Origin of the sequence: Pseudomonas sp. PDM01, assembly GCF_014852325.1 — a bacterium.
In the GTDB taxonomy this organism is placed as follows: domain Bacteria; phylum Pseudomonadota; class Gammaproteobacteria; order Pseudomonadales; family Pseudomonadaceae; genus Aquipseudomonas; species Aquipseudomonas migulae.
The window spans coordinates 283,400-307,410 of record NZ_JACVBK010000008.1 but is presented as its reverse complement, the minus strand read 5'-3'; the positions used below and the strand labels follow the sequence as shown (position 1 = coordinate 307,410).

Here is a 24,011-nt window from a genome sequence, read left to right as displayed (position 1 = left end):
GGCTTTTTTATTGCCCGGCGTTTGTCCAGGCAATAAAAAACCCGCCGACGCTCTCAGCGCCGGCGGGTTCTGTTCAAGCCTTACTGCAACGGATCGATCGGTGCACTCGTCACCATCGGCGCAGAAGTATTCGGCACGGCGATTTCCACCGGCAGGCCATCTTCAGCGGCAACCACATCACGCACCACATCCCAGTTCATGCGCAGGTTGTTGGTGATGTCTTCGCGCTTGAGCATCGCGTTGATCACAGCCGTGTGCTTGTCGACGACCGACGGGTTGCCCTTGTCGTCCAGCGGCGTGTGCGCTTCCAGATACACCTTGCCGCCACTTACACCGAACTTGTACGGGTCGTTGAGAATGCGCACTGACGTGCCGACCGGCACCATGCCTGCCATTTGCAGCACGTTGTTGTTGAACATGCGGAAGCAGCCGTGGCTGGTGCGCATGCCGATGCCGAACTTCTTGTTCGAACCGTGGATCAGGTAGCCCGGTGTGCCCAGGGTGAACTTGAACGGGCCCAGCGGGTTGTCCGGGCCGGCCGGCACGACGTTCGGCAGCGGATCGCCGTCAGCGGCGTGCTCGGCCTTGATCGACGCTGGAGGCGTCCAGGTCGGGTTCGGCGTCTTCGCAACGATGCTGGTGTGGGCAATCGGCGAACCCCAGCCTTCACGACCGATACCCAGCGGGAAGGTGTAGACCACGTTCCGGCCTTTCGGGAAGTAGTAGAGGCGGTATTCAGCCAGGTTGATGACGATGCCTTCACGTGGGCCTGGCGGCAGGATGAAGCGCGTCGGCAGCACGATCTCGGTGCCGGCACCCGGCAACCATGGATCGACGCCCGGGTTGGCCGCGACCATTTCCGAGTAGCCCAGATCGTAGGTGGTGCCAAGGTCGGCGAAGGTGTCTTCGTACTTGGCCTTGATCACTTGCACCTGGCCGATGATGTCTTCACCGGGCGGTGGCAGGGGTAGCTCCAATGCTGCTACGGGGCCAGCCACACAAAGGGCGGCAAGAGTCAGGCAGCGGGTGACGGCAGGAAAGCGCGGCAACATCCGGAAAATCCTTCGCATAATCGACTGGGGTTTAAGAACGCAATTGTACACTGGCGCTCTGGTATTCGGGGAGTGACACCGATAGAGCGTGAATTGGCTGCGATATTTTTTCAGGGGGCATATCCGTTTCTGCGGTAACGGCCGCTAATGGTTTCGCCCTTACGGCGAGTCACTTGGAAAAGCCCCAAGTAACCAAGGGCTCTTGCCCCTTTCGTTCGGTGCCTCGCCTAGGCTCGGCATGCCCTCGCTCCGGTCCTGCTCCGTGGGCCCGCCGCCATCGGCCATCCTTGGCCGTGCGCGGCTAACCCGGCATCCATGCCGGGTTGCCCACTACGCAGAACCTCCACTCGGCCTCTCGAGGGGGCGCTCAGATCAAAAGCGGAAGGCGAGCTAACGCTCGGCCTGATGAGTGGTGAAAATCAAAAGCGTATGGGATTCCCTGTAGGAGCCGGCTTGCCGGCGAAAAACGTCGGGGCGACGCGCTCATTCAGACACCCAGCGTTATCGTTGACGTCCATCGCCAGCAAGCTGGCTCCTACAATTTTGAGTCGTGTGAACCCAATCCATTGTAGGAGCCGGCTTGCTGGCGATAGCGGTGGATCAGTCGACGCATTTATTGGCTGGACTGACGCTATCGCCAGCAAGCCGGCTCCTACAGGGGGGGCACATGTCCGGAATGAGTGAACGCAGTAGAAAAGGAGAACGCGGACATCAAAAGAGCCAGGTCGGCTTTCAGGCCGCCTCGGCGGCTGTGGCGGTAGTAGCCCCCTCGAGAGGCCGAGTGGAGGTTCTGCGCAGTGGGCAACCCGGCATGGATGCCGGGTTAGCCGCCCCCGGCCATGGATGGCCGATGGCGGCGGGCCCACGGAGCAGGACCGGAGCGAGGGTATGGCGAGCATTAGCGAGCCACCGAACGAAAGGGGCAAGAGCCCTTTGGTTACTTTGGGGCTTTTCCAAAGTGACTCGCCGTAAGGGCGAAACCATAAGTGGCCGTTACCGCAAAAACGGATATGCCCCCAACCCAACCCAACCCAACCCCACATCAAGCCATCAAAGCTCGAACCGCAGCTCCGGCCAGATCGGCGAAGTACCGCGTTTTTGCGACTCCAGAATGGCCCGGCACAACGAACACAGCCGCTGGTCCTGGAACACCCGGCGATCAACGCTCGACCAGCGCGGTTGCGCGGGCAGCAGACTTCCGCACAAGGTGCGATCGGCCGAGCCGCCCAGCTCCAGCTGACGGGTCACCAGATGTACCCGCACTTCCTGGCAGGCGAACAGATCCAGCTGTTCGTCAGGCTCGATCAGTTGATAGGCAAAAAGTGACCAGGCGGGACGCGGCATCGGGGGCTCCAAATCGGGGGCGCCACCTTAGCCGAAACACCGCCGCTAGAAAAGCGTCAAAGCAGCGGTTTCAGTGTCGGCCAGACATTTTCCAGCAACTTGTCCTGAGCGCCCGCAGCCGGGTGCAGGCCGTCTGACTGCATCAGCTCAGGATGCCCGCCCACGCCCTCGAGGAAAAACGGCACCAGCGGGATTTTTTTCTCGGCGGCGACGTTGCTGAAAGCCTCAGCGAAGACCTTGTTGTAGCGCGCACCGTAATTGGGTGGCAGTTGCATGCCGAGTAGTAGCACTTTGGCGCCACTGGCCTTGGAGCTGTTGATCATCGCTGCAAGGTTTTGTTGCAATTGTGTTGGCAGCATTCCGCGCAGCCCGTCATTGCCACCCAACTCGAGGATCACCAACTCCGGTTTATGCTCTGCAAGCAGCGCAGGCAGGCGCGCCCGGCCTCCGGCGCTGGTGTCGCCGCTGATGGACGCATTGACCACCTTATCGTCGAAACCTTCGCGCTTGAGCCGTTGCTCAAGCAGCGACACCCACCCCTCGCGGGTATCCAGTCCGAAACCGGCGCTGATACTATCGCCAACGATCAGGACAGTACCCGCCGCTGCGTTCTGGGCCATGCACATCAAGGCCAGGCCAGCACTCAAAAACCACACTCGCATCGGATTCTCCATGGGCGCAAGCATTCTCACCGCGAAGGACCTCAGCAAAGTGGTTCCCAGCGCGGAAGGTGATCTGACTATCCTGCACGAACTCAGCCTGGAACTGAACAAGGGCGACAGCCTGGCCATCGTTGGCGCGTCCGGCTCGGGAAAATCCACCCTCCTCGGCCTGCTCGCCGGCCTCGACTTGCCGAGCAGCGGTGAAGTCACCCTCGCAGGCCAGGGCCTGAGCAATCTCGATGAAGACCAACGCGCACGCATTCGCGCCGAACACGTCGGTTTTGTCTTTCAATCATTCCAGCTGCTCGACAGCCTCAACGCCCTGGAAAACGTCATGCTGCCGCTGGAACTCGATGGCCGCAAAGACGCCCGTGAGCGCGCCACCGAATTGCTGCAACGGGTCGGTTTGGGCCAACGCCTGACCCACTCGCCCCGCCAGCTCTCCGGTGGCGAGCAGCAACGCGTGGCGATTGCCCGTGCGTTTGCCGCCGAGCCCGATGTGCTGTTCGCCGACGAACCCACCGGCAACCTCGACAGCCACACCGGCGAGCGCATCAGCGATCTGTTGTTCGAACTGAACAAGGAACGCGGCACGACCCTGGTGCTGGTGACCCACGATGAACGCCTGGCACATCGTTGCCGGCGCCTGATCCGCCTTGAAGCCGGCCTGCTGGTCGCCCCTCTGGAGCCTTGATGGCACGCCTGCCGCTGTTGCGCCTGTTCAGTCTCGCCATCCGCCAACTGCTGCGCGACGCCCGCGCCGGTGAGCTGCGGGTGTTGTTCTTCGCTTTGCTGGTAGCGGTGGCGGCGAGTACCGCCATCGGTTACTTCGGCGCCCGCCTGAATGGCGCCATGATGCTGCGCGCCACCGAGTTTCTCGGCGCCGACCTGCTGCTCGAAGGCAGTTCGCCGGCGCGACCCGAACAGATCAAAAGCGGCGCGGATCTGGGCCTCGAACATGCGCAGGTGGTGGAGTTCTCCAGCGTAATCGCCACCGACAATGGCATTCAGCTGTCCAGCATCAAGGCCGCCGACGACGTCTATCCACTGCGCGGCGAGCTGAAAAGCGCCGCCGCGCCCTTCGCTGCGGAAGAATCCGGAGGCGGACCGAAACCCGGCGAAGCCTGGGTTGAAGCGCGACTGCTGACCGCGCTGGACTTGAAGATCGGCGACAGCATCGACGTCGGCATGCGCACCCTGAAACTTGCGCGTGTACTGACCTATGAACCGGATCGCGCCGGCAACTTCTACAGCCTGACGCCACGGGTGCTGATCAACCTCAGCGATCTCGCGGCGACCGGCGTGGTGCAGCCCGGCAGCCGCGTCAGCTACCGCGAACTCTGGCGCGGCAAGGCCGAAGCGCTGGAAACCTACCGTCAATTGATCAAACCCGGCCTCGCCGCCAATCAACGCATTCAAGACGCCCGCGATGGCAACCGGCAGATCGGCGGCGCACTCGGCAAAGCCGAGCGCTACTTGAACATGGCGAGTCTGGTCGCGGTGCTGTTGTCCGGTGTCGCGGTGGCGCTGTCGGCGACGCGCTTCGCCACCCGCCGCTTCGATGCCAGTGCACTGTTGCGCTGTCTCGGGCTGTCCCGTCGGGAAACCATGGTGCTGTTCAGTTTGCAGCTGACGGTTCTCGGACTGTTGGCCAGCATCAGCGGCGCCTTGCTCGGCTGGCTGGCGCAACTCGGGTTGTTCGCGCTGCTGCATGATTTGTTGCCGGCCGATGTTCCACCGGGCGGCCTGCTTCCGGCCATCGCCGGGATCGGCACCGGACTGGTGGCGCTGGCCGGTTTTGCCTTGCCGCCACTGGCTGCGTTGGGTCGGGTCCCACCTCTGCGCGTATTACGTCGCGACATGCTGCCGATTCCTTCCAGCACCTGGATGGTCTACGGCGCTGCACTGGGCGCTCTCGGGCTGATCATGTGGCGCCTGAGCCTGGATTTGGTACTGACCTTCGCCCTGCTCGGCGGCGGCGTGATCGCGGCGCTGGTGCTGGGCGGCCTGCTGTTGCTGCTACTGAAGAGCCTGCGCCGGATGCTCGCGCGCGCTTCGTTGCCGTGGCGTCTCGGCCTGGGTCAACTGCTGCGTCATCCACTGGCAGCAGCCGGCCAATCGCTGGCCTTCGGTCTGATCCTGCTGTCCATGGCGCTGATCGCTTTGCTGCGCGGCGAATTGCTGGACACCTGGCAAAACCAGTTGCCGAAAAACGCGCCGAATTACTTCGCGCTGAACATCCTGCCGGCGGAAAAACAGGCATTCACCGATCGCCTGATCGAACTGTCGGCACAATCGGCGCCGTTGTACCCGGTGGTGCCGGGGCGATTGATCAGCATCAATGGCGAACCGGTGCAGGACATCGTCAGCAAGGACTCGGCCGGTGATCGGGCGATTCAGCGCGACCTCAGCCTGACCTGGGCGGCAGACCTGCCGGCCGGCAACAAACTCACCGCCGGCAACTGGTGGGGCGACCAGGCGCCGGACGACGTTCCCGGTGTGTCGGTGGAAGGCAAAGTCGCCGAGAGCCTGAAGCTCAAGCTCGGCGATCACTTGGTCTTTACTGTCGGCGGGGTCAATCGCGAAGCGAAGGTCACCAGCCTGCGGGAGATCAACTGGGACAACTTCCAGCCGAACTTCTTCATGATTTTCCAGCCCGGCACATTGAAGGATCTGCCAGCGACCTACCTGACCAGTTTCTATCTGGCGGCGGGCCACGACCAGCAGATCGTCGACCTGTCCCGCGCCTTCCCGGCGGTGACCATTCTGCAAGTCGAAGCCTTGCTGGCGCAGCTGCGCAGCATCCTCGCCCAGGTCACCCTGGCAGTGGAATACGTGTTGTTGTTTGTGTTGGCGGCGGGGATGGCGGTGTTGTTCTCGGGCCTGCAAGCCACGCTGGATGAACGCATTCGCCAAGGCGCATTGTTGCGGGCACTGGGAGCCGAGCGCCAGTTGCTGGTCAAGGCCCGACGGATCGAGTTCGGCCTGCTTGGCGCGGTCAGCGGGTTGCTGGCGGCACTGGGCTCGGAGTTGGTGAGCCTGGTGCTGTACCGTTACGCCTTCGACTTGCCGTGGCACCCGCATCCGTGGCTGCTGGTGTTGCCACTGATCGGCGCCGTGCTGATCGGCGGTGCCGGCGTGTTTGGCACCCGACGTGCCTTGAACGCCAGCCCCCTGACAGTCTTGCGCGAGGGTTGATAGACTCAACCCTTCTCAACCACAAGAAGTTGCCATGAGCCGTTATCGCCCTCCCCGCACCGCTGGCACCGCGCTGATCACCCCTGAAGGTGAAGCGCGGATGCGGGCCGAGTTCCATGAGCTCTGGCATGTGCGCCGACCGCAGGTCACGCAATCGGTCAGCGAGGCCGCGGCGCAGGGTGATCGCTCCGAGAACGCCGAATACACCTACGGCAAAAAGATGCTGCGCGAAATCGACAGTCGCGTGCGCTTTCTCACCAAGCGCCTGGAAGCGCTCAAGGTGGTCAGCGAAAAACCCAGCGATCCGAACAAAGTCTACTTCGGGGCCTGGGTCACCATCGAAGACGAGGACGGCAAAGAGTCGCGCTACCGCATCGTCGGGCCGGATGAACTGGACTTGAAACTGGGCCTGATCAGCATCGACTCACCGCTGGCTCGCGCCCTGATCGGCAAGGCACTGGACGCCGAAGTTCGGGTCCAGACGCCTACCGGCGAACAGTGCGTGTATATCGTGGCGATTGATTACCCATAAGCCTTAACGGCGGGTGATCAGCCCTTGCCGGGCGACGCGCGTTAGTTGCCTGATCATCTCTGGCGCGTCTTCAAGGGCGGGCGACTGAATCACCGCCAGGTCGAAACTGTCGCTGGCAAAACGCGCCAGTGACTCACCGTCTTCGACAAACTGGATCAGGAAAGCTGCGGGCCCACCGGTGCGACGTGGCCAACCATCGAGGTAACGCAGGAGCGTCGGCTGATGTTTGCCGCCAAGCAGGATTTTTGGATTGCGCTGGGTCAGATGTGCCGTGATCGGCGCGGGGCGTACAACGGGGTTTAGTGCATTCATCGTGTCGTGTCTCTGCCTCAAAAGTCTGCATGGCAGGTGAGAGGCAACACCGAACCAGCGCTTTAGCGGTATTTCGAAGCCTGTTTCAAGCTTCTATCGGCAACTGAATGAGTCACCTGGCGCCCCGCAAGTAGCTGTTTAAATCGGCGCATGAGCAGCATCCTAGAGAAGCTGACCGGACAGTGTCAAGAATGACGCACAACAAAAAAGGCCCGCGCAATGCGGGCCTTTTCGTTGAGCCAGAGCGATCAACCAGCGATGGCGCGATCAACCGACAGCTTGCCGGCGCCTTCGAACAGCACCGCGACGCTGCCACCCAGCAGGGCCAGGGCGAATTCATAACCGTTGTTGGCCATGAACAGACCGTTGCTGATATGCACGCTGAAGATGGCGACCAGCGACAGGAACGTCAGGCCGAGTGCCGCCGGGCGGACCAGCAAGCCGATGATCAAGGCCAGACCGGCGAAGAACTCGGTACCACCGGCCAACGTGGCCATCAGGTAACCCGGTGCCAGGCCGATGCTTTCCATGTACTGCGCGGTGCCCGCCAGACCGTAGCCGCCGAAAGCGCCGAAGAGTTTCTGCGAGCCGTGGGCCGCGAAGATGATGCCGACGAAGATCCGCAGGACAGTCAGGCCGTAGCCAGCGCGGGTAAACAGTACCTTGTTGATCAGTGAGCTCATGCTGTGTCATCCATTGTGTGTTTGTGTGTTGGTTGGCCGCTATATTAATCAATAAATTAAATGCTAAAAGCGCAAATTTTTCGCCATAACAATCAGTTTATTCGATCACTTCCTTAAGGCTACTTTCTGCCCCTGGGGCTCCAACGACTCCCGCTCCCGATCGAACGCCAAGTAATACTTGTTCACGCTATTAACATAGCTGACAGGTCCCATTCCCACCTGCTCCATGGCGATGCGCTCGACCTGGAAGAACCATTGATTGGGATTCAAGCCTCGCCGACGCGCCTCGGCGCGCATGCCCTGAACCCGCTCCGGCCCGATGTTGTAAGCCGCCAGCACGAACGCCATGCGCTCACGCTCGTTGAGTTTGGGGCTGGCAAAAAACTTGCGGCGGATCATCGCCAGGTATTTGGCCCCGGCCTGCACATTGGCATCGAGGTCCTGAATGTTGTTGACCCCTACCCGCTGGGCCGCGGACGGAGTGATCTGCATCAGGCCAGTGGGGCCACCGCCGCTTCGTGCGCGGGGTTGCAACGCGGACTCCTTGAAGGCCAATGCCGCCAGATTCAACCAATCCATGCCTTGGGCATCGGCGTGTTTCTGCAATACCGGTCTGAGTTTTTCCAGGCGCTGGCGATCAGTCTTGGCCAGTGGGTAATGCACTTGATAGAGGCGACGATAGATGCGCAGGAACGCCGCGTCCTGATCCGAAGGCTTTTTGTACCCGATCAGGAAGCGATCGATGCTCGCCCGCAGCATCGAGGCATCGCGGCGTACGAACCAGAACTCTTCCCCCGGCTCGCTGATCAGCACCTGCCGATCGAAACGCAACTTGGGCAGGATCTTGCCCCAGCGTTCGGCAATCGGCTGCTCGACGATGGTCAGGTGAAAAATCCCGCCCTGAACCATTTCCAGCACGTCTTCGACCGCCAGGCTCGGATCGACCCACTCGATCTTCACCGGTGCCAGTTTGTGCAAGGCAAGCTTTTGATTGATCTGACTGATCGCGTCACCGGCGGCGCTGCCGGTGGGTAGCGCCAGGGTTTTACCGGACAGTTGTTCGAGGCGGGTGTAGCGTTTCTCGCCCTTGATTCCGACCAGGACCAGAGGAATGTCGCTGGCAATCGGTTCGCTGGTGCTGACAGCGTAGCCCGGTTGCAGATCGAGCAACTCGCCCGGTGCAACCAGATCCCCCTCCCCGCGCTGCAACGCGCCGAGCAGTTGATCCTTGGCTTTGGGAATGATCTTGAGCGTCACTTCCTGACCGTCACGGGCATGACCATTGAGGTATTGCTCGAAGGCACGCAAGCGATGGTATTCGACGCCGATGGCCTGGCCCTGGACTTCGCCGGAGCTGTTGCGGCTCTGGTTGACCAGCACCTTCAGCACACGGCTGCTGCGGATTTCCTGCAGGTCACGCACCTGGGCCGCCGGCACGGCTTGCAGCGGGCCGGCCAGCCGCGCAACCGCCGGCATCGGCAGCAGCAACGAACCACACAGCAGTAACAAAATCGAGGGACGCGTCATCCACTCTCCGGAAAGAATACTGGGCCAATTTCAAAAAAATGTTTGAAATCGAACGACAGAAACAGAGCGCCTTGAGCGCTGGCAAAGTGCGAAAGACTGGCACAGTGATGGCATGCTGACCACCCCAGCTTGTCTCGCGGCATCAAAAGACAGCTTTAACTCGTTGTAGTTCTTGGCTTTTCTTATAAATCTACAGCTCTGATATGCTTTCCGGCCTTTGGTCCGAGGTAGCACCATGCAACTCATCGATATCGGCGTCAACCTGACCAACCCCAGTTTTGCCGACAAACACCAGGCTGTACTCGACCGCGCCTATGCCGCCGGAGTCTGCCAATTGGTGCTCACCGGCACCAATGTCGAAGGCAGCGAACAGGCGCTGGAGCTGTGCCGGCAATTGGATGACACGGCGCAACGGCTGTTCGCCACCGCCGGCATTCACCCTCACGCAGCCAGCGACTGGAACGCCGACAGCGCCCGGCGTCTGCGCAGTTTGCTCAAAGAGCCGAACGTAGTGGCGGTGGGTGAATGCGGGCTGGATTTCAATCGCGATTTCTCGCCGCGTCCGCAACAGGAAAAAGTCCTCGAAGAACACTTGGCGATGGCGGTCGATCTGCAACTGCCGGTGTTTCTCCACGAACGTGATGCCAGTCAGCGCTTGCTGGAAATCCTGCGCGATTACCGCGACCAATTGCCGGCCGCCGTGGTGCATTGCTTCACCGGCGAAAAGAAGGCGCTGTTCAGCTACCTCGACCTGGACTTGCACATCGGCATCACCGGCTGGATCTGCGACGAGCGTCGGGGCACGCATTTGCATCCGTTGGTGAAAGAAATCAAACGCGGGCGGTTGATGCTGGAGAGCGATGCACCGTATCTGCTGCCGCGCAGCTTGCGGCCAAAGCCGAAAAATGGCCGCAACGAACCGGCATACCTGACTGAAGTGTTGCGGGAAGTGGCGTTGCATCGCGGGGAAAGCGAGGAAGAGCTGGCGGCCCACAGCACTGCCTGTGCGCGGGCTTTTTACGGACTGCCAGTGATCGACTGAAACGCAATCAACTGTAGGAGCGAGCCCGCTCGCGATGGACTAATGAACACCGTGTTTATCCAATAAACACGCGTTATCGTTGGCGACCATCGCGAGCAGGCTCGCTCCTACAGAGGAGTGACACTCAGTGGCTGCTGCGCATCATTTCCTTCGGCACATACTTGCCGATCTCGAACTTGCCGATCGCCGCGCGGTGCACTTCATCCGGGCCATCGGCCAGGCGCAGCGTGCGTTGCATCGCATACATGTAGGCCAGCGGGAAATCGTTGGAAACCCCTGCCCCGCCATGGATCTGGATCGCCCGGTCGATGACGCGCAACGCCACATTCGGTGCCACCACCTTGATCTGCGCGATTTCGCTCTTCGCCACTTTGTTGCCGACGGTGTCCATCATGTACGCCGCTTTCAAAGTCAGTAGGCGTGCCATGTCGATTTCCATCCGCGAGTCGGCGATTTTGTCGATGTTACCGCCCAGGCGCGCCAGGGGTTTGCCGAACGCAGTGCGATTCACCGAACGTTTGCACATCAGTTCCAGCGCACGCTCAGCCATGCCGATCGAACGCATGCAGTGGTGAATCCGGCCCGGGCCAAGGCGACCCTGGGCGATTTCGAAGCCGCGTCCTTCGCCCAACAGGACGTTTTCGTACGGCACCCGGACGTTTTCGAACAGCACTTCGGCATGACCGTGAGGCGCGTCGTCGTAACCGAACACCGGCAGCGGACGAACGATCTTCACGCCCGGTGCATCCACCGGCACCAGAATCATCGAGTGCTGGGCGTGGCGCGGCGCATCAGGATTGCTCAGGCCCATGAAGATCAGAATCTTGCAGCGTGGATCGCAGGCACCCGAGGTCCACCACTTTTTGCCGTTGATCACCCACTCATCACCGTCACGCACGGCGCGGGCGGCCATGTTGGTGGCGTCGGACGAAGCCACATCCGGTTCGGTCATGGCGAACGCCGAGCGGATCTCGCCGCGTAGCAGCGGTTCGAGCCAGCGTTGTTTCTGTTCTTCGTTGGCGTAGCGCACCAGCACTTCCATGTTGCCGGTGTCGGGCGCCGAGCAGTTGAATGGCTCAGGCCCCAGCAGCGAGCGGCCCATGATTTCTGCCAATGGTGCGTATTCGAGGTTGGTCAGGCCGGCGCCGAGTTCGGACTCAGGCAGAAACAAATTCCACAGGCCTTCAGCCTTGGCCTTGAGTTTCAGTTCTTCCATGATCGCAGTCGGCTGCCAGCGGTCGCCCTCGGCAACCTGGCGCTCGAACACGGCTTCGGCGGGATAAACGTAGGTGTCCATGAACGCGGTCACGCGCTCACGCAGTTCTTGCACCTTGGGCGAATAAGCGAAATCCATGAGCAGCTACCTTCTGGGGGGAGGTTGTTTAGGTCATGCAATCGATGCTAGAACAGCTACGAAAATTTACCTAGCCTATTCTCGGCGTGTATTAACATTCATCACCGATATATGATCGGCTGATTGAGAACCAACAATAAGAGTGCAGCGCAATGAATCTGAGCAAGGTCGACCTCAACCTTTTCATCGTCTTCGACGCGATCTACACCGAAGCCAACCTGACCCGCGCCGGACAGATTGTCGGCATTACTCAACCGGCTGTTTCGAACGCTCTGGCCCGCCTGCGCGAGACGTTCAACGATCCTTTGTTCGTGCGTACGGCCCAAGGCATGGTGCCAACGCCGATGGCGCAAAACATCATCGGCCCGGTGCGCAACGCCCTCTCGCTGCTGCGGGTGTCGGTGCAGGAAAGCCGCATCTTCAACCCGTTGCAGGCGGTCAAGACGTACCGCATCAGCATGACCGACCTCACCGAAGCGGTGATCCTGCCGCCGTTGTTCCAGCGCCTGCGCCGCCTGGCGCCGACGGTGATCATCGAAAGCTTTCTGTCCAAGCGCCGCGAGACCACCAAGGAACTGGCGGCCGGGCGACTCGACTTTGCGGTGGACGCGCCGCTCAATACCGACCCGCAAGTGCGTCACGTCAAGTTGATGGAAGACCGTTACGTGTGCGCCATGCGCAAGGGCCATCCGCTGGCGACCAAGGAGAAATTCACCCTCGATGACTATCTGTCACTGACGCACATCCATATTTCCAGCCGCCGCAGTGGTCTGGGCCATGTCGATCTGGCGCTGGGCAAGATGGGCATCCAGCGCAAGATTGCCCTGCGTTCCCAGCATTACTTGATGGCGTCGCAGGTGTTGCAGCAAACCGATATGGTCATGACCGTGCCGGAGCGCTTCGCCCGCCGCCATGATTTGTACTCGGTGAACCTGCCTGTCAACGATGTGCCGCCGGTGGAGACCCACCTCTATTGGCACGAAAGCACTGACCAGGACCCGGCCAACCGCTGGATGCGCGAGCAGATGATCGAGTTGTGCCAGCAGGTGACGGCGCATGAGAAGAAGCTCGATAAGGTGTAGGGCTTTGTACCGCGTTATCGTTCTTCGCGAGCAAGCTTCGCTCCTACAGGATTTACACAGTACCTGTAGGAGCGAGCGGTGCGGCGATCCGACTTGCCCGCGAAGAGGCCCGCAATGACGACGAAAAAACCCGCCCCTTGACGTAAACGTCAACCTGCCATTAGCTTAGCGCCATGACCTTTTTTTGAGCGCTTCCATGAGCAGCCAGACCTATAGCATTTCCGACCTCGCCCGCGAGCTCGACATCACCACGCGGGCCATTCGCTTCTATGAAGAGCAAGGCTTGCTCAGCCCCGAGCGACGCGGCCAGGAACGCATCTATTCGCCACGTGACAAGGTCAGCCTGAAACTGATCCTGCGGGGCAAGCGCATTGGCTTCTCACTCGCCGAATGCCGCGAGCTGATCGAACTCTACGACCCCACCGGCGGCAATCAGAAACAGCTGCAAACCATGCTGAGCAAAATCGCCGAGCGCCGCGAACAGTTGGAGCAGCAGATGCTCGACATCGAGCAGATGAAGCTGGAACTGGACACCGCACAGGAGCGCTGCACCCAGGCGCTGGAACTAACGATGAAAAGCCAGCCGGTGGTTCAATAGGTTTACACCGTCCCCTGTAGGAGCGAGCCTGCTCGCGATAGCGGACGATCAGTCAACATCCATATTGAATGTCATGCCCTCATCGCGAGCAGGCTCACTCCCACAAGGGTTTGCGTACATTCAGATAATCAACAAAGGTCGATTCCCATGTCCCTACCTTCCCACGTACGCCTGGTCGAAGTCGGCCCTCGCGACGGTCTGCAAAACGAAGCTCAACCGATCAGCGTTGCCGATAAGGTGCAACTGGTCGATGCACTCACGGCCGCGGGCCTCGGCTATATAGAAGTCGGCAGTTTCGTTTCACCCAAATGGGTGCCGCAGATGGCCGGATCCGCCGAAGTCTTCGCGCAAATCCAGCGCAAACCAGGCGTGACCTACGGCGCCCTCGCCCCCAACCTGCGCGGCTTCGAAGATGCGATCGCCGCCGGGGTCAAGGAAGTCGCAGTGTTCGCCGCAGCGTCCGAAGCGTTTTCCCAGCGCAACATCAATTGCTCGATCAGCGAAAGCCTGGAGCGTTTTGCGCCGATCATGGAAGCCGCCAGGCTGCACGGCGTCACCGTGCGCGGTTACGTGTCCTGTGTGCTGGGCTGTCCTTATGAAGGTCACGTCAAACCCGAACAAGTTGCCCTGGTCGCCCGCGAGCTCTATGCCATGGGCTGCTACGAAGTCTCGCTGGGGGACACCATCGGCACCGGCACGGCGGGCGCGACGCGCAAGATGTTCGAAGTGGTTTCGGCCGACGTGCCACGGGAGAAACTGGCCGGGCACTTCCACGATACCTACGGCCAGGCCATGGCCAACATCTATGCCAGCCTGCTCGAAGGCATCTCGGTGTTTGACAGCTCCATCGCCGGCCTCGGCGGCTGCCCCTACGCCAAAGGCGCCAGCGGTAACGTCGCCACCGAAGACGTGGTTTACCTGCTCAATGGCCTCGGCATCGAAACAGGTATCGACCTGGACGCCTTGATTCTCGCCGGTCAGCAGATTTGCACGGTGCTGGGGCGCCCCACCGGTTCGCGCGTGGCCAAGGCTCGCAGCGCGCAGTAAGTGCGCTGATGTGTCCAGGTGTTACCGCTGCGTCTGGAACGTGGGGGATAAGCGAGTAACACGGAAACAAATTGTAGGGGTTTACCTGAGCGAAAAACCCCACAAAAACTCAAGTCATTGATTTTAAAGGGTTTTTAAAAGTTGGCACGGCTTCTGCTATCTCTATGGCATAACAAGAATAAAAAGCAGCAAACCAATAAAAATAAGACGTAACGACTCTGACATAACAAGAACAACACGGCAGAGACGCAGCTAACAGATTTTTTTGGAGAAGGTGTGCTTTTCAGGGTGCTTTTCGGAGTAACCCGCAACCGGGCAGAGAACAATAAAACTACCTTCAGGTAGCTCCCGAACTGGTTGGATCGCTTAGCGAAAAAGTAGATCAGCGCTCAAAAAAATACGTTTGCTCTTGATCCCGGATGGGGATCGACAAAAACAGCGGTAAAGGGTCACGGTTGCCAAAAACAAAAACAGACCGCCCCTCAATAATAAAAAAAGAGCATGCGCAACGAAAAATTAAAGGGGAGCTTCGGCTCCCCTTTGTGCTTTCTGCGATTCAGGTTTTCCCCATCGCCCCTGTGGGAGCCAGCCTGCTGGCGATTGCGGTGGTTCAGACATAGTTATGTTGACTGACACTCCGCTATCGCCAGCAGGCTGGCTCCCACAAGGGAAAATTTGTCACGCCTTGTTGATGCGCAATTCCTCGATGCTGATCTCGCGCATCCGGAATTTCTGGATCTTGCCGGTCACCGTCATCGGAAACTCTTCCACAAACTTGAAGTAGCGCGGTGTCTTGAAGTGCGCGATGCGCTCCTTGCACCAGGTTTGCAGTTCTTGTTCGGTGGCACTGTGACCGGGGTGGAATTTGATCCAGGCGACGATCTCTTCGCCATAACGCGAACACGGGATGCCGATCACTTGCACGTCCGCCACGGCCGGGTGAGTGAAGAAGAATTCTTCCAGCTCCCGCGGGTAAATATTCTCACCGCCACGGATGATCATGTCCTTGTTGCGTCCGGCAATGCACACGTAGCCTTCATCATTCATGCTCGCCAGATCACCGGTGTGCATCCAGCCGGCCTGATCGATGGCTTCGGCTGTGCCTTGCGGGTTGTTCCAGTAGCCGAGCATCACGCTGTAGCCACGGGTGCAGAGTTCGCCGATGGTGCCGCGAGGTACCAGGTTGCCCGCCTCGTCGATGATTTTGCTTTCAAGCTGCGGTTGGGTGCGACCGACCGTGGTGACGCGCAATTCCAGTTCGTCTGAAGGACCGGTCTGCAACGACACCGGACTTGTTTCCGTCATGCCGTAGGCAATCTGCACTTCATTCATGTGCATTTCGCTGATTACGCGACGCATCACTTCGATCGGACAGGTCGCGCCGGCCATGATCCCGGTACGCAGGCTCGACAGATCGAATTGCGCACGTTGCGGCTGATCGAGCATGGCGATGAACATGGTCGGTACGCCATACAGTGCGGTGGCCTTTTCTTCGGCGACGGTGGTCAGGGTCAGCAGCGGATCGAAGGCATCGTTGGGGTAAATCATGGTGCTGCCGTGGGTGATGCAGCCGAGGTTGCCCATGACCATGCCGAAGCAGTGATACAGCGGCACCGGGATCACCAGCCGATCATTGGCGGTCAGGCCGAGGCTTTCGCCCACCATGTAACCGTTGTTGAGAATGTTGTAGTGGCTGAGGGTCGCGCCCTTCGGAAAACCGGTGGTGCCGGAGGTGTACTGGATGTTCACGGCCTGGTCGAAATGCAGGCTGTCGCCCCGCTCGCGTAACTGCTCGCTGGATACACCCGCTGCGAGATCGCTCAGTTGCGACCACGGCAGAAAACCTGATGGCGGCTGCGCATCCAGGCTGATCACGCCGCGCAAGTCCGGCAGACGCTCGCTCTGCAACTGGCCGATGGATTGTTCTGCCAGCTCGGGCACCAGGCCTTGCAACATGCCGTGGTAGTTGGAGGTCTTGAACGCGCCCGCGCAGACCAGCCATTTGCAGCCTGACTGCTTCAGCACGTATTCGAGTTCCGAGCTGCGATACGCCGGATTGATGTTGACCAGGATCACGCCGATCTTCGCGCTGGCGAACTGGCTGATGCACCACTGCGCACAATTCGGCGCCCAGATGCCGAGGCGATCACCGGTCTGCAACCCCAGCGCGAGCAGCGCCCGGGCATGAAGGTCCACGGCGTCGGACAGTTGCTGCCAGGTGTAGCGCAACTGTTGATGGCGCACGACCAGCGCCTCGCCCGTCGGATACTGCGCGACGGTGTTATCAAATGCCTGACCGATGGTCATCGCCAACAAGGCTTTGTCCTGAGAACCACGGGTATAGCTGCGCTGCGGGCTTGCACTGGGTTGATCCATGACGACCCCTATTGTCTTTATTAATGGGCTACCAACGGATACCTGCAGGAGCGATGCTTGCTCGCGAAGAGGCCTCTACATTCAACATTTATGTCGACTGATCTGACGCTTTCGCGAGCAAGCATCGCTCCTACAAGTTGGGTCCGCTTTCTATCTTGAACTGGCTCTACTCTCGCTCAAGTTGACGTTAACGTAAAGGGTGATTGACAGCCATTCGTCACAGGCTTACGTTAACGTAAAGGTGAGAGCCAAATCACGACCCTCCCCGCCCTACAAAAAAGCCAAAAGGTGACCCATGAGCTATCCATCCCTGAACTTTGCCCTCGGTGAAACCATCGACATGCTGCGCGATCAGGTCCAGTCCTTCGTCGCCAAAGAGATCGCCCCGCGCGCCGCTCAGATCGACATCGACAACCTGTTCCCCGCCGACCTGTGGCGCAAGTTCGGCGACATGGGCCTGCTCGGCATTACCGTCCCGGAAGAATACGGCGGTGCTGGCCTGGGTTACCTGGCGCACGTGGTGGCCATGGAAGAAATCAGCCGCGGTTCGGCGTCGGTCGCCCTGTCCTACGGCGCGCACTCCAACCTTTGCGTGAACCAGATCAACCGCAACGGCAATCACGAACAGAAAAGCAAATACCTGCCGAAGCTGATCAGCGGCGAGCACATCGGTGCCCTGGCCATGAGTGAACCGAATGCCGGTTCCGACGTGGTCTCGATGAAATTGCGCGCCGACAAACGTGGTGATCACTACGTGCTCAACGGCAGCAAAACCTGGATCACCAACGGTCCCGACGCCAACACCTATGTGATCTACGCCAAGACCGACCTGGAAAAAGGCCCGCACGGCATCACCGCGTTCATCGTCGAGCGCGACTGGAAAGGCTTCAGCCGCAGCAACAAGTTCGACAAGCTCGGCATGCGCGGCTCCAACACCTGCGAGCTGTTCTTCGATGACGTCGAAGTGCCGGAAGAAAACATCCTCGGCGTGCTCAACGGCGGCGTGAAAGTGCTGATGAGCGGCCTCGACTACGAACGTGTCGTTCTGTCCGGCGGCCCGACCGGGATCATGCAGGCGTGCATGGACCTGATCGTGCCGTACATCCACGACCGTAAGCAGTTCGGGCAAAGCATCGGCGAATTCCAGCTGATCCAGGGCAAAGTCGCCGACATGTACACCCAACTCAACGCCAGCCGCGCCTACCTTTATGCGGTGGCCCAGGCCTGCGAGCGCGGCGAAACCACGCGCAAGGACGCTGCCGGCGTGATCCTCTACAGCGCCGAGCGCGCCACGCAAATGGCCCTCGACGCAATCCAGATTCTCGGCGGCAACGGTTACATCAACGAATTCCCGGCCGGTCGTCTGCTGCGTGACGCCAAGCTGTACGAAATCGGCGCCGGCACCAGTGAGATCCGTCGCATGCTGATCGGTCGCGAACTGTTCAACGAAACCCGCTAAACGGAGCTGTCCATGGCTATCCTGCATACCCAGCTCAACCCCCGTTCGGCGGAGTTTGCCGCGAACAGCGCGGCGATGCTCACCCAGGTCGACGCCTTGCATACCTTGCTCGCGCAAGTGCAGCAAGGTGGCGGTCCGAAAGCGCAAGAACGCCACACTTCGCGGGGCAAATTGCTGCCCCGCGAGCGGATCAATCGCCTGCTCGATCCGGGCTCGCCGTTTCTCGAAATCAGCCAACTGGCGGCCTACGAGGTGTATGGCGAAGACGTGCCGGCCGCGGGCGTGATTGCCGGGATCGGTCGAGTGGAAGGCGTCGAGTGCATGATCGTGGCCAACGATGCCACGGTGAAAGGCGGCTCGTATTACCCGCTGACCGTGAAAAAACACCTGCGCGCCCAGACCATCGCTCAGCAGAACCGCTTGCCGTGCATTTATCTGGTGGACTCCGGCGGCGCCAACCTGCCGCGTCAGGATGAAGTGTTTCCGGACCGCGAGCACTTCGGGCGGATCTTCTTCAACCAGGCCAACATGAGCGCCATGGGCATTCCGCAAATCGCGGTGGTCATGGGCTCGTGCACTGCCGGCGGCGCCTACGTGCCGGCGATGGCCGACGAAGCGATCATGGTTCGCGAGCAGGCGACTATTTTCCTCGCCGGCCCACCGCTGGTGAAAGCCGCGACCGGTGAAGTGGTCAGCGCCGAAGATCTGGGCGGTGCCGACGTGCACTGCAAGATTTCCGGGGTCGCCGACCATTATGCCGAGAGCGATGAACACGCCTTGGCCATTGCCCGACGCAGCATCGCCAACCTCAACTGGCGCAAGCTCGGCGAACTGCAACAACGCACGCCCATCGCCCCGCTCTACAGCAGCGACGAGTTGTATGGCGTGGTCTCGGCCGACGCCAAGCAGCCGTTCGATGTGCGCGAAGTGATCGCGCGGCTGGTGGACGGTTCGGTGTTCGACGAATTCAAGGCACTGTTCGGGACCACGCTGGTGTGCGGTTTTGCTCACTTGCACGGTTACCCGATCGCGATCCTCGCCAACAACGGCATCCTCTTCGCCGAGGCCGCGCAGAAAGGCGCGCACTTCATCGAACTGGCCTGCCAGCGCGGCATTCCGTTGCTGTTCCTGCAAAACATCACCGGCTTCATGGTCGGCCAGAAGTACGAGGCCGGCGGCATTGCCAAGCACGGCGCAAAACTGGTGACCGCCGTGGCGTGTGCCAAGGTGCCGAAATTCACCGTGATCATTGGTGGCAGCTTCGGCGCTGGTAACTACGGCATGTGCGGGCGGGCCTACGATCCACGTTTCCTGTGGATGTGGCCGAATGCACGCATCGGCGTGATGGGCGCCGAGCAAGCGGCGGGCGTGTTGGTGCAGGTCAAGCGCGAGCAGGCTGAACGTGGCGGGCATAGTTTCAGCGCCGAGCAGGAAGCCGAAATCAAGCAACCGATCCTCGATCAATACGAAGAACAGGGCCACCCTTACTACTCCAGCGCACGGCTGTGGGACGACGGCGTCATTGACCCGGCGCAGACCCGCGATGTGTTGGCCCTGGCCTTGTCCGCGTCGCTGAACGCGCCAATCGAACCGAGCCGCTTCGGCGTGTTCCGGATGTGATTTTTTGTGGGAGCGGGCTTGCTCGCGAAAGCGGTTTGTCAGTCACATCGATGCTGGATGTACCGACGCCTTCGCGGGCAAGCCTCGCTCCTACAAGTACCGTGGAGACGGATGAACATGAGCGACTTCAACACCCTCGAACTGCAGACCGACCCGCGTGGTTTCGCGACCCTGTGGCTCAGCCGGGAAGAAAAGAACAACGCGTTCAACGCCGAGATGATCCGTGAGCTGATCCTCGCGCTGGACAAGGTCTCGACCGACGCCAGCCTGCGCTTTTTGCTGGTGCGCGGACGTGGCAAGCATTTCAGCGCCGGCGCCGACCTGGCGTGGATGCAGCAATCGGCCGAGCTCGATTACCACACCAATCTCGACGACGCCCGGGAACTGGCGGAGTTGATGTACAACCTGGCCAAGCTGAAAGTTCCGACGCTGGCCGTGGTTCAAGGCGCGGCTTTCGGCGGCGCGCTGGGCCTGATCAGTTGCTGCGACATGGCGATTGGCGCCGACGACGCGCAGTTCTGCCTGTCGGAAGTACGCATCGGCCTCGCGCCAGCGGTGATCAGCCCGTTCGTGGTGCAAGCCATCGGCGAACGTGCGGCACGCCGTTATGCGCTGACCGCCGAGCGCTTCGGTGGGCAACGCGCTCGGGAAATCGGCTTGTTGTCGGAGAGTTATCCGGGCAATGAGCTGGAGCAGAAAGTCGAGCAATGGATCGACAACCTGCTGCTCAACAGCCCCGCAGCCATGCGCGTCAGCAAGGATTTGCTGCGTGAAGTCGGCAACGGCGCGCTGACCCCGGCGCTGCGTCGCTACACCGAAAATGCCATCGCGCGCATCCGCGTCAGCCCCGAAGGCCAGGAAGGCCTGCGCGCCTTTCTGCAAAAACGTCCGCCGAGCTGGCAGGCCGAAACCACCCCCAAGGAGCCGCGTTGATGAGCGCACCTGTCATTACCTCTCTGCTGGTGGCCAACCGTGGCGAAATCGCGTGCCGGGTCATGCGCACCGCCAAGGCCCTGGGCCTGACCACCGTCGCCGTGCACAGCGCCACCGACCGCGAAGCACGGCACAGCCGCGAAGCGGACATCCGCGTTGACCTCGGTGGCAGCAAAGCCGCCGACAGCTACCTGCAAATCGACAAACTGATCGCCGCCGCCAAGGCCAGCGGCGCGCAGGCGATCCATCCGGGTTATGGTTTTCTGTCCGAGAATGCCGGGTTCGCCCGCGCCATCGAACAAGCAGGCCTGATCTTCCTCGGTCCGCCCGCCTCGGCCATCGATGCCATGGGCAGCAAATCCGCCGCCAAGGCCTTGATGGAAACCGCTGGCGTACCACTGGTGCCCGGTTATCACGGCGAAGCTCAAGACCTCGACACCTTCCGCGACGCTTGCGAACGCATCGGTTATCCGGTGCTGCTCAAGGCGACGGCGGGCGGTGGCGGCAAAGGCATGAAAGTGGTCGAGGACGTCAGCCAGCTGGCCGAAGCCCTCGCCTCGGCCCAGCGTGAAGCGCAATCCTCGTTCGGCGATTCGCGGATGCTGGTCGAGAAATATCTGCTGAAGCCGCGCCACGTGGAAATCCAGGTTTTCGCCGACCAGCACGGCAATTGCCTGTACCTCAATGAACGTGACTGCTCGATTCAGCGTCGGCACCAGAAAGTCGTCGAAGAAGCGCCCGCACCAGGCTTGAGCCCGGAACTGCGTCGCGCCATGGGCGAGGCCGCCGTGCGTTCGGCGCAGGCCATCGGTTATGTCGGCGCCGGCACCGTGGAGTTCTTGCTGGATGCGCGCGGCGAGTTCTTCTTCATGGAGATGAACACGCGCCTGCAGGTCGAACACCCGGTCACCGAAGCCATCACCGGCCTCGATCTGGTGGCCTGGCAGATTCGCGTGGCACGTGGCGAAGCGCTGCCGATGACTCAGGATCAAGTGCCCCTGATCGGCCATGCGATCGAAGTGCGGCTGTATGCCGAAGACCCGGGCAATGATTTCCTGCCGGCCACCGGGCGCCTGGAGTTGTACCGTGAATCGGCTCAAGGTCCGGGACGTCGGGTCGACAGCGGCGTGGAAGAAGGCGACGAGATTTCGCCGTTCTATGACCCAATGCTCGGCAAGTTGATTGCCTGGGGCGAGGATCGCGAACAGGCGCGCCTGCGCTTGCTGAGCATGCTCGATGAGTTCGCGATTGGCGGGCTCAAGACCAACATCAACTTCTTGCGTCGAATCGTTGGTCATCCGGCGTTTGCGGCGGCGGAGCTGGATACCGGGTTCATTCCGCGTTACCAGGAGCAACTGCTGCCAGCGCCCTCGCCGCTCAGTGATGAGTTCTGGCAAGCCGCGGCGCAGGCGTTTTCCCAAAGCCAACCGGACACGACCCGCACTGATGACCTGAGTTCGCCTTGGGGGATCGGCACTGGGTTCCGTGCCGGATTGCCGACAGAAATCACCCTGCATTTGAGCTGCGAAGGTCAGGACCGTGCGCTGACGTTGGGCGCTACCCGATCGGCGCAACTCGCGGGCGAGCAACTGCTGACCGAACACAATGGCATGCGCCGCCAGCATCGGGCAATCCGTCGCGGCGGCGTTGTGTATCTGCAATGGGATGGTGAATTGCGCCGCATCGAGTCCTACGACCCGATCAGCGCCGTCGAAGCCAGTCACAGCCATCACGGCGGGCTCACTGCGCCCATGAACGGCAGCATCGTGCGGGTGCTGGTGGAGGCCGGGCAAACGGTCGAAGCCGGGGCGCAATTGGTGGTGCTGGAGGCGATGAAGATGGAGCACAGCATTCGTGCACCACACGCCGGGGTGATCAAGGCGCTGTATTGCCAGGAAGGCGAGATGGTCAGCGAAGGCAGTGCATTGGTCGAGCTGGAAGAAGCCTGAAATGCGGATCGGTCCTACGCCTTGCGAGGACCGATCTGATCAGAACCTGGCCGTTGCCTGAACCACTACGCCGATGATTCGGCAGGCTTCGGTGTAAAGGGCTTTCGGATACGTCGGATTGAGCGGGACCAGGTAACGCTGCCCGCCCTCTTCGATCAGTTTGCGAAACGTCGCTTCAGCGCTGTCCGGCCATTGGGCGATCACCAGTTTCCCGGGCTCCGGCACAATGGCCGGGTCCACCAGGATCATCATGCCCTCGGCGATACTGACGCCGCTCGGTGCCGTCATCGCATCGCCCACCACGGTCAACCAGAACGCCGCGCCCTGAGCGTGGTAGTCAGTCAGTTCGAAACGCGCCGTGTCATAGACCGTCGGCTCACCGTCGCGCACCTCGCAGGATTCACGCCAGTCACTGACCGGGTAACGGAAGTACGGGTTGTACTTGCGCACCAGATCCTGGCTTTCCTCCTTCGCAATGTCCGGCTCGCGGATCACCAGCGCCACCTCGAGAAACTCCATGCCCAGTGCGTGCAGCACACGGTTCATGTCATCGATGCCCGGTTGGCGACGTTTGTTCAGCCAATGACCGACGCCGCCCTGGGACATCCCCAGGCGGTCGGCGAGTATTTCCTGAGTGACTTTGAGTTCACTCATCTTGGCCTTGACCAATTCAATCCATTTATCCATGTGCGGCACGATACGTGGGCGCCTCCGGCCAGCAAAACACAACTTGTAGTATTTAAATTCTCGTCACAAATACAGTTCGTACTACGATTGGATCACGGATTTGAATCTAACACGGAGCTTTGCCATCGCCATGACCATCCCCAGCAATGACTTGCCAGACATGCAGATCGACACCTCCCTCACCTCGCCAAAAGGCTCGGCCGCCGCGCAGCGCGCCCTGGACTATTACTTGAAACCAGCTGTGTCCGAAGCGGTGGAAGAGGAGCGTTTTTTTGATGTGAACCGCAATGTCAGCTGCGAGGAAGCACTGGTGCGCGCTTCAGACCTGTTGCGCTGCGCCGCCGCCACGGCGTACGAGTCGGCGAACAATCTGCAGGGCGTGCACCGGGACCTGGCGTTTTCGACGGTGCATATGATCGATATGGCCAAGGCGTTGCTGGACCGATCCCTCGACGGGGATCATCACGCATAAGGCAGGCAGGTATATTTCGCGGGGCGCGGGAAAGAATTTTCCAATCGCGCAGATAAAATCGTTTGACTTGCAAACGAGAATG

22 protein-coding genes are annotated in these 24,011 nt (G+C 60.6%); 13 read left to right on the top strand and 9 right to left on the bottom strand.

What is annotated here, in order from left to right; all coding sequences use genetic code 11:
* Nucleotides 1-80: 80 nt before the first annotated feature.
* The 3 genes from IB246_RS21290 to IB246_RS21280 all read right to left on the bottom strand — a co-directional run bounded on the left by IB246_RS21290 (nucleotide 81) and on the right by IB246_RS21280 (nucleotide 3,058).
* Nucleotides 81-1,052 (bottom strand): L,D-transpeptidase family protein, encoded by a 972-nt coding sequence (locus tag IB246_RS21290; RefSeq protein WP_008031383.1) that lies wholly within the window; start codon nucleotides 1,050-1,052, stop codon nucleotides 81-83.
* 1,050 nt (nucleotides 1,053-2,102) lie between these two features.
* Nucleotides 2,103-2,396, bottom strand: a complete 294-nt coding sequence (locus IB246_RS21285) for a hypothetical protein (protein ID WP_003226812.1) — start codon at nucleotides 2,394-2,396, stop codon at nucleotides 2,103-2,105.
* 56 nt (nucleotides 2,397-2,452) lie between these two features.
* Entirely contained in the window at nucleotides 2,453-3,058 is a 606-nt protein-coding gene (locus tag IB246_RS21280; RefSeq protein ID WP_008041183.1) for an arylesterase, read from the bottom strand.
* A 10-nt stretch (nucleotides 3,059-3,068) separates the two neighbouring features.
* Here IB246_RS21280 and IB246_RS21275 point away from each other — a divergent pair, with 10 nt between their 5' ends.
* From IB246_RS21275 to greB, 3 genes are read left to right on the top strand one after another with little or no spacing between them, the layout of a single operon-like run.
* On the top strand, nucleotides 3,069-3,752 hold the full coding sequence (locus IB246_RS21275; RefSeq protein ID WP_008041184.1) for an ABC transporter ATP-binding protein: 684 nt from the start codon (nucleotides 3,069-3,071) through the stop codon (nucleotides 3,750-3,752).
* Entirely contained in the window at nucleotides 3,752-6,256 is a 2,505-nt protein-coding gene (locus IB246_RS21270) for an ABC transporter permease (protein WP_008041185.1), read from the top strand. Before IB246_RS21275 ends, IB246_RS21270 begins: the two co-directional genes overlap by 1 nt.
* A gap of 34 nt (nucleotides 6,257-6,290) precedes the next feature.
* The gene (greB, locus tag IB246_RS21265; protein ID WP_008031876.1) at nucleotides 6,291-6,788 is read left to right on the top strand and encodes a transcription elongation factor GreB; all 498 of its coding nucleotides are present in this window, start codon (nucleotides 6,291-6,293) and stop codon (nucleotides 6,786-6,788) included.
* Nucleotides 6,789-6,791: 3 nt separating this feature from the next.
* Here the strand turns inward: greB and IB246_RS21260 are convergent, their stop codons facing one another.
* From IB246_RS21260 to IB246_RS21250, 3 genes are all read right to left on the bottom strand, one after another.
* Nucleotides 6,792-7,100 (bottom strand): hypothetical protein, encoded by a 309-nt coding sequence (locus IB246_RS21260; RefSeq protein WP_008031878.1) that lies wholly within the window; start codon nucleotides 7,098-7,100, stop codon nucleotides 6,792-6,794.
* A 248-nt stretch (nucleotides 7,101-7,348) separates the two neighbouring features.
* Nucleotides 7,349-7,783 carry a DoxX family protein gene (locus IB246_RS21255; RefSeq protein WP_008041186.1) on the bottom strand — a complete coding sequence of 145 codons (435 nt, stop codon included), beginning with the start codon at nucleotides 7,781-7,783 and terminating at the stop codon, nucleotides 7,349-7,351.
* A gap of 105 nt (nucleotides 7,784-7,888) precedes the next feature.
* Nucleotides 7,889-9,310 (bottom strand): transglycosylase SLT domain-containing protein, encoded by a 1,422-nt coding sequence (locus tag IB246_RS21250; protein WP_008041189.1) that lies wholly within the window; start codon nucleotides 9,308-9,310, stop codon nucleotides 7,889-7,891.
* A gap of 235 nt (nucleotides 9,311-9,545) precedes the next feature.
* Between IB246_RS21250 and IB246_RS21245 the strand changes: the two genes are divergently transcribed.
* Nucleotides 9,546-10,352, top strand: coding sequence for a TatD family hydrolase (locus tag IB246_RS21245; RefSeq protein WP_008041192.1), 807 nt, complete (start codon nucleotides 9,546-9,548; stop codon nucleotides 10,350-10,352).
* Nucleotides 10,353-10,476: 124 nt separating this feature from the next.
* Here IB246_RS21245 and IB246_RS21240 read toward each other — a convergent pair whose 3' ends face one another.
* Complete coding sequence (locus tag IB246_RS21240) at nucleotides 10,477-11,706, bottom strand: acyl-CoA dehydrogenase (protein ID WP_008031886.1); 1,230 nt, start codon at nucleotides 11,704-11,706, stop codon at nucleotides 10,477-10,479.
* A gap of 152 nt (nucleotides 11,707-11,858) precedes the next feature.
* On the opposite strand from IB246_RS21240, the gene IB246_RS21235 reads away from it, so the two are divergent.
* The 4 genes from IB246_RS21235 (at nucleotide 11,859) to IB246_RS21220 (ending at nucleotide 15,053) form a co-directional block, all read left to right on the top strand.
* On the top strand, nucleotides 11,859-12,788 hold the full coding sequence (locus tag IB246_RS21235) for a LysR family transcriptional regulator (RefSeq protein WP_008031887.1): 930 nt from the start codon (nucleotides 11,859-11,861) through the stop codon (nucleotides 12,786-12,788).
* A gap of 196 nt (nucleotides 12,789-12,984) precedes the next feature.
* Nucleotides 12,985-13,386, top strand: coding sequence for a MerR family transcriptional regulator (locus IB246_RS21230; RefSeq protein WP_008041195.1), 402 nt, complete (start codon nucleotides 12,985-12,987; stop codon nucleotides 13,384-13,386).
* A 147-nt stretch (nucleotides 13,387-13,533) separates the two neighbouring features.
* The gene (locus IB246_RS21225; protein ID WP_008041198.1) at nucleotides 13,534-14,433 is read left to right on the top strand and encodes a hydroxymethylglutaryl-CoA lyase; all 900 of its coding nucleotides are present in this window, start codon (nucleotides 13,534-13,536) and stop codon (nucleotides 14,431-14,433) included.
* 419 nt (nucleotides 14,434-14,852) lie between these two features.
* Nucleotides 14,853-15,053, top strand: a complete 201-nt coding sequence (locus IB246_RS21220) for a hypothetical protein (RefSeq protein ID WP_032832611.1) — start codon at nucleotides 14,853-14,855, stop codon at nucleotides 15,051-15,053.
* A gap of 58 nt (nucleotides 15,054-15,111) precedes the next feature.
* Here the strand turns inward: IB246_RS21220 and IB246_RS21215 are convergent, their stop codons facing one another.
* Nucleotides 15,112-16,809 (bottom strand): AMP-binding protein, encoded by a 1,698-nt coding sequence (locus IB246_RS21215; protein WP_008041200.1) that lies wholly within the window; start codon nucleotides 16,807-16,809, stop codon nucleotides 15,112-15,114.
* Between the two features lie 295 nt (nucleotides 16,810-17,104).
* Here IB246_RS21215 and IB246_RS21210 point away from each other — a divergent pair, with 295 nt between their 5' ends.
* From IB246_RS21210 to IB246_RS21195, 4 genes are all read left to right on the top strand, one after another.
* Nucleotides 17,105-18,268 (top strand): isovaleryl-CoA dehydrogenase, encoded by a 1,164-nt coding sequence (locus IB246_RS21210; protein ID WP_008031893.1) that lies wholly within the window; start codon nucleotides 17,105-17,107, stop codon nucleotides 18,266-18,268.
* Nucleotides 18,269-18,280: 12 nt separating this feature from the next.
* Complete coding sequence (locus IB246_RS21205) at nucleotides 18,281-19,888, top strand: carboxyl transferase domain-containing protein (RefSeq protein ID WP_008041204.1); 1,608 nt, start codon at nucleotides 18,281-18,283, stop codon at nucleotides 19,886-19,888.
* Nucleotides 19,889-20,005: 117 nt separating this feature from the next.
* Nucleotides 20,006-20,821, top strand: a complete 816-nt coding sequence (locus IB246_RS21200; RefSeq protein ID WP_008041207.1) for a gamma-carboxygeranoyl-CoA hydratase — start codon at nucleotides 20,006-20,008, stop codon at nucleotides 20,819-20,821.
* Nucleotides 20,821-22,770 carry an acetyl/propionyl/methylcrotonyl-CoA carboxylase subunit alpha gene (locus tag IB246_RS21195; protein WP_008041209.1) on the top strand — a complete coding sequence of 650 codons (1,950 nt, stop codon included), beginning with the start codon at nucleotides 20,821-20,823 and terminating at the stop codon, nucleotides 22,768-22,770. Before IB246_RS21200 ends, IB246_RS21195 begins: the two co-directional genes overlap by 1 nt.
* Before the next feature lie 39 nt (nucleotides 22,771-22,809).
* Here the strand turns inward: IB246_RS21195 and IB246_RS21190 are convergent, their stop codons facing one another.
* The gene (locus IB246_RS21190) at nucleotides 22,810-23,457 is read right to left on the bottom strand and encodes a LexA family protein (RefSeq protein WP_008041211.1); all 648 of its coding nucleotides are present in this window, start codon (nucleotides 23,455-23,457) and stop codon (nucleotides 22,810-22,812) included.
* 130 nt (nucleotides 23,458-23,587) lie between these two features.
* Between IB246_RS21190 and IB246_RS21185 the strand changes: the two genes are divergently transcribed.
* The gene (locus tag IB246_RS21185) at nucleotides 23,588-23,929 is read left to right on the top strand and encodes a DUF6124 family protein (protein WP_008041212.1); all 342 of its coding nucleotides are present in this window, start codon (nucleotides 23,588-23,590) and stop codon (nucleotides 23,927-23,929) included.
* The last annotated feature ends 82 nt before the right edge of the window (nucleotides 23,930-24,011 follow it).

Bases quoted from the DNA above. Each gene is read 5' to 3' on its own strand.
- IB246_RS21215 (WP_008041200.1), bottom strand. From the start codon at position 16,809: ATGGATCAACCCAGTGCAAGCCCGCAGCGCAGCTATACCCGTGGTTCT.
- IB246_RS21235 (WP_008031887.1), top strand. From the start codon at position 11,859: ATGAATCTGAGCAAGGTCGACCTCAACCTTTTCATCGTCTTCGACGCG.
- IB246_RS21250 (WP_008041189.1), bottom strand. From the start codon at position 9,310: ATGACGCGTCCCTCGATTTTGTTACTGCTGTGTGGTTCGTTGCTGCTG.
- IB246_RS21230 (WP_008041195.1), top strand. From the start codon at position 12,985: ATGAGCAGCCAGACCTATAGCATTTCCGACCTCGCCCGCGAGCTCGAC.
- IB246_RS21280 (WP_008041183.1), bottom strand. From the start codon at position 3,058: ATGCGAGTGTGGTTTTTGAGTGCTGGCCTGGCCTTGATGTGCATGGCC.
- greB (WP_008031876.1), top strand. From the start codon at position 6,291: ATGAGCCGTTATCGCCCTCCCCGCACCGCTGGCACCGCGCTGATCACC.
- IB246_RS21190 (WP_008041211.1), bottom strand. From the start codon at position 23,457: ATGGATAAATGGATTGAATTGGTCAAGGCCAAGATGAGTGAACTCAAA.
- IB246_RS21205 (WP_008041204.1), top strand. From the start codon at position 18,281: ATGGCTATCCTGCATACCCAGCTCAACCCCCGTTCGGCGGAGTTTGCC.
- IB246_RS21225 (WP_008041198.1), top strand. From the start codon at position 13,534: ATGTCCCTACCTTCCCACGTACGCCTGGTCGAAGTCGGCCCTCGCGAC.
- IB246_RS21275 (WP_008041184.1), top strand. From the start codon at position 3,069: ATGGGCGCAAGCATTCTCACCGCGAAGGACCTCAGCAAAGTGGTTCCC.
- IB246_RS21290 (WP_008031383.1), bottom strand. From the start codon at position 1,052: ATGTTGCCGCGCTTTCCTGCCGTCACCCGCTGCCTGACTCTTGCCGCC.
- IB246_RS21240 (WP_008031886.1), bottom strand. From the start codon at position 11,706: ATGGATTTCGCTTATTCGCCCAAGGTGCAAGAACTGCGTGAGCGCGTG.
- IB246_RS21220 (WP_032832611.1), top strand. From the start codon at position 14,853: ATGGGGATCGACAAAAACAGCGGTAAAGGGTCACGGTTGCCAAAAACA.
- IB246_RS21210 (WP_008031893.1), top strand. From the start codon at position 17,105: ATGAGCTATCCATCCCTGAACTTTGCCCTCGGTGAAACCATCGACATG.
- IB246_RS21200 (WP_008041207.1), top strand. From the start codon at position 20,006: ATGAGCGACTTCAACACCCTCGAACTGCAGACCGACCCGCGTGGTTTC.
- IB246_RS21270 (WP_008041185.1), top strand. From the start codon at position 3,752: ATGGCACGCCTGCCGCTGTTGCGCCTGTTCAGTCTCGCCATCCGCCAA.
- IB246_RS21245 (WP_008041192.1), top strand. From the start codon at position 9,546: ATGCAACTCATCGATATCGGCGTCAACCTGACCAACCCCAGTTTTGCC.
- IB246_RS21255 (WP_008041186.1), bottom strand. From the start codon at position 7,783: ATGAGCTCACTGATCAACAAGGTACTGTTTACCCGCGCTGGCTACGGC.
- IB246_RS21260 (WP_008031878.1), bottom strand. From the start codon at position 7,100: ATGAATGCACTAAACCCCGTTGTACGCCCCGCGCCGATCACGGCACAT.
- IB246_RS21285 (WP_003226812.1), bottom strand. From the start codon at position 2,396: ATGCCGCGTCCCGCCTGGTCACTTTTTGCCTATCAACTGATCGAGCCT.
- IB246_RS21185 (WP_008041212.1), top strand. From the start codon at position 23,588: ATGACCATCCCCAGCAATGACTTGCCAGACATGCAGATCGACACCTCC.
- IB246_RS21195 (WP_008041209.1), top strand. From the start codon at position 20,821: ATGAGCGCACCTGTCATTACCTCTCTGCTGGTGGCCAACCGTGGCGAA.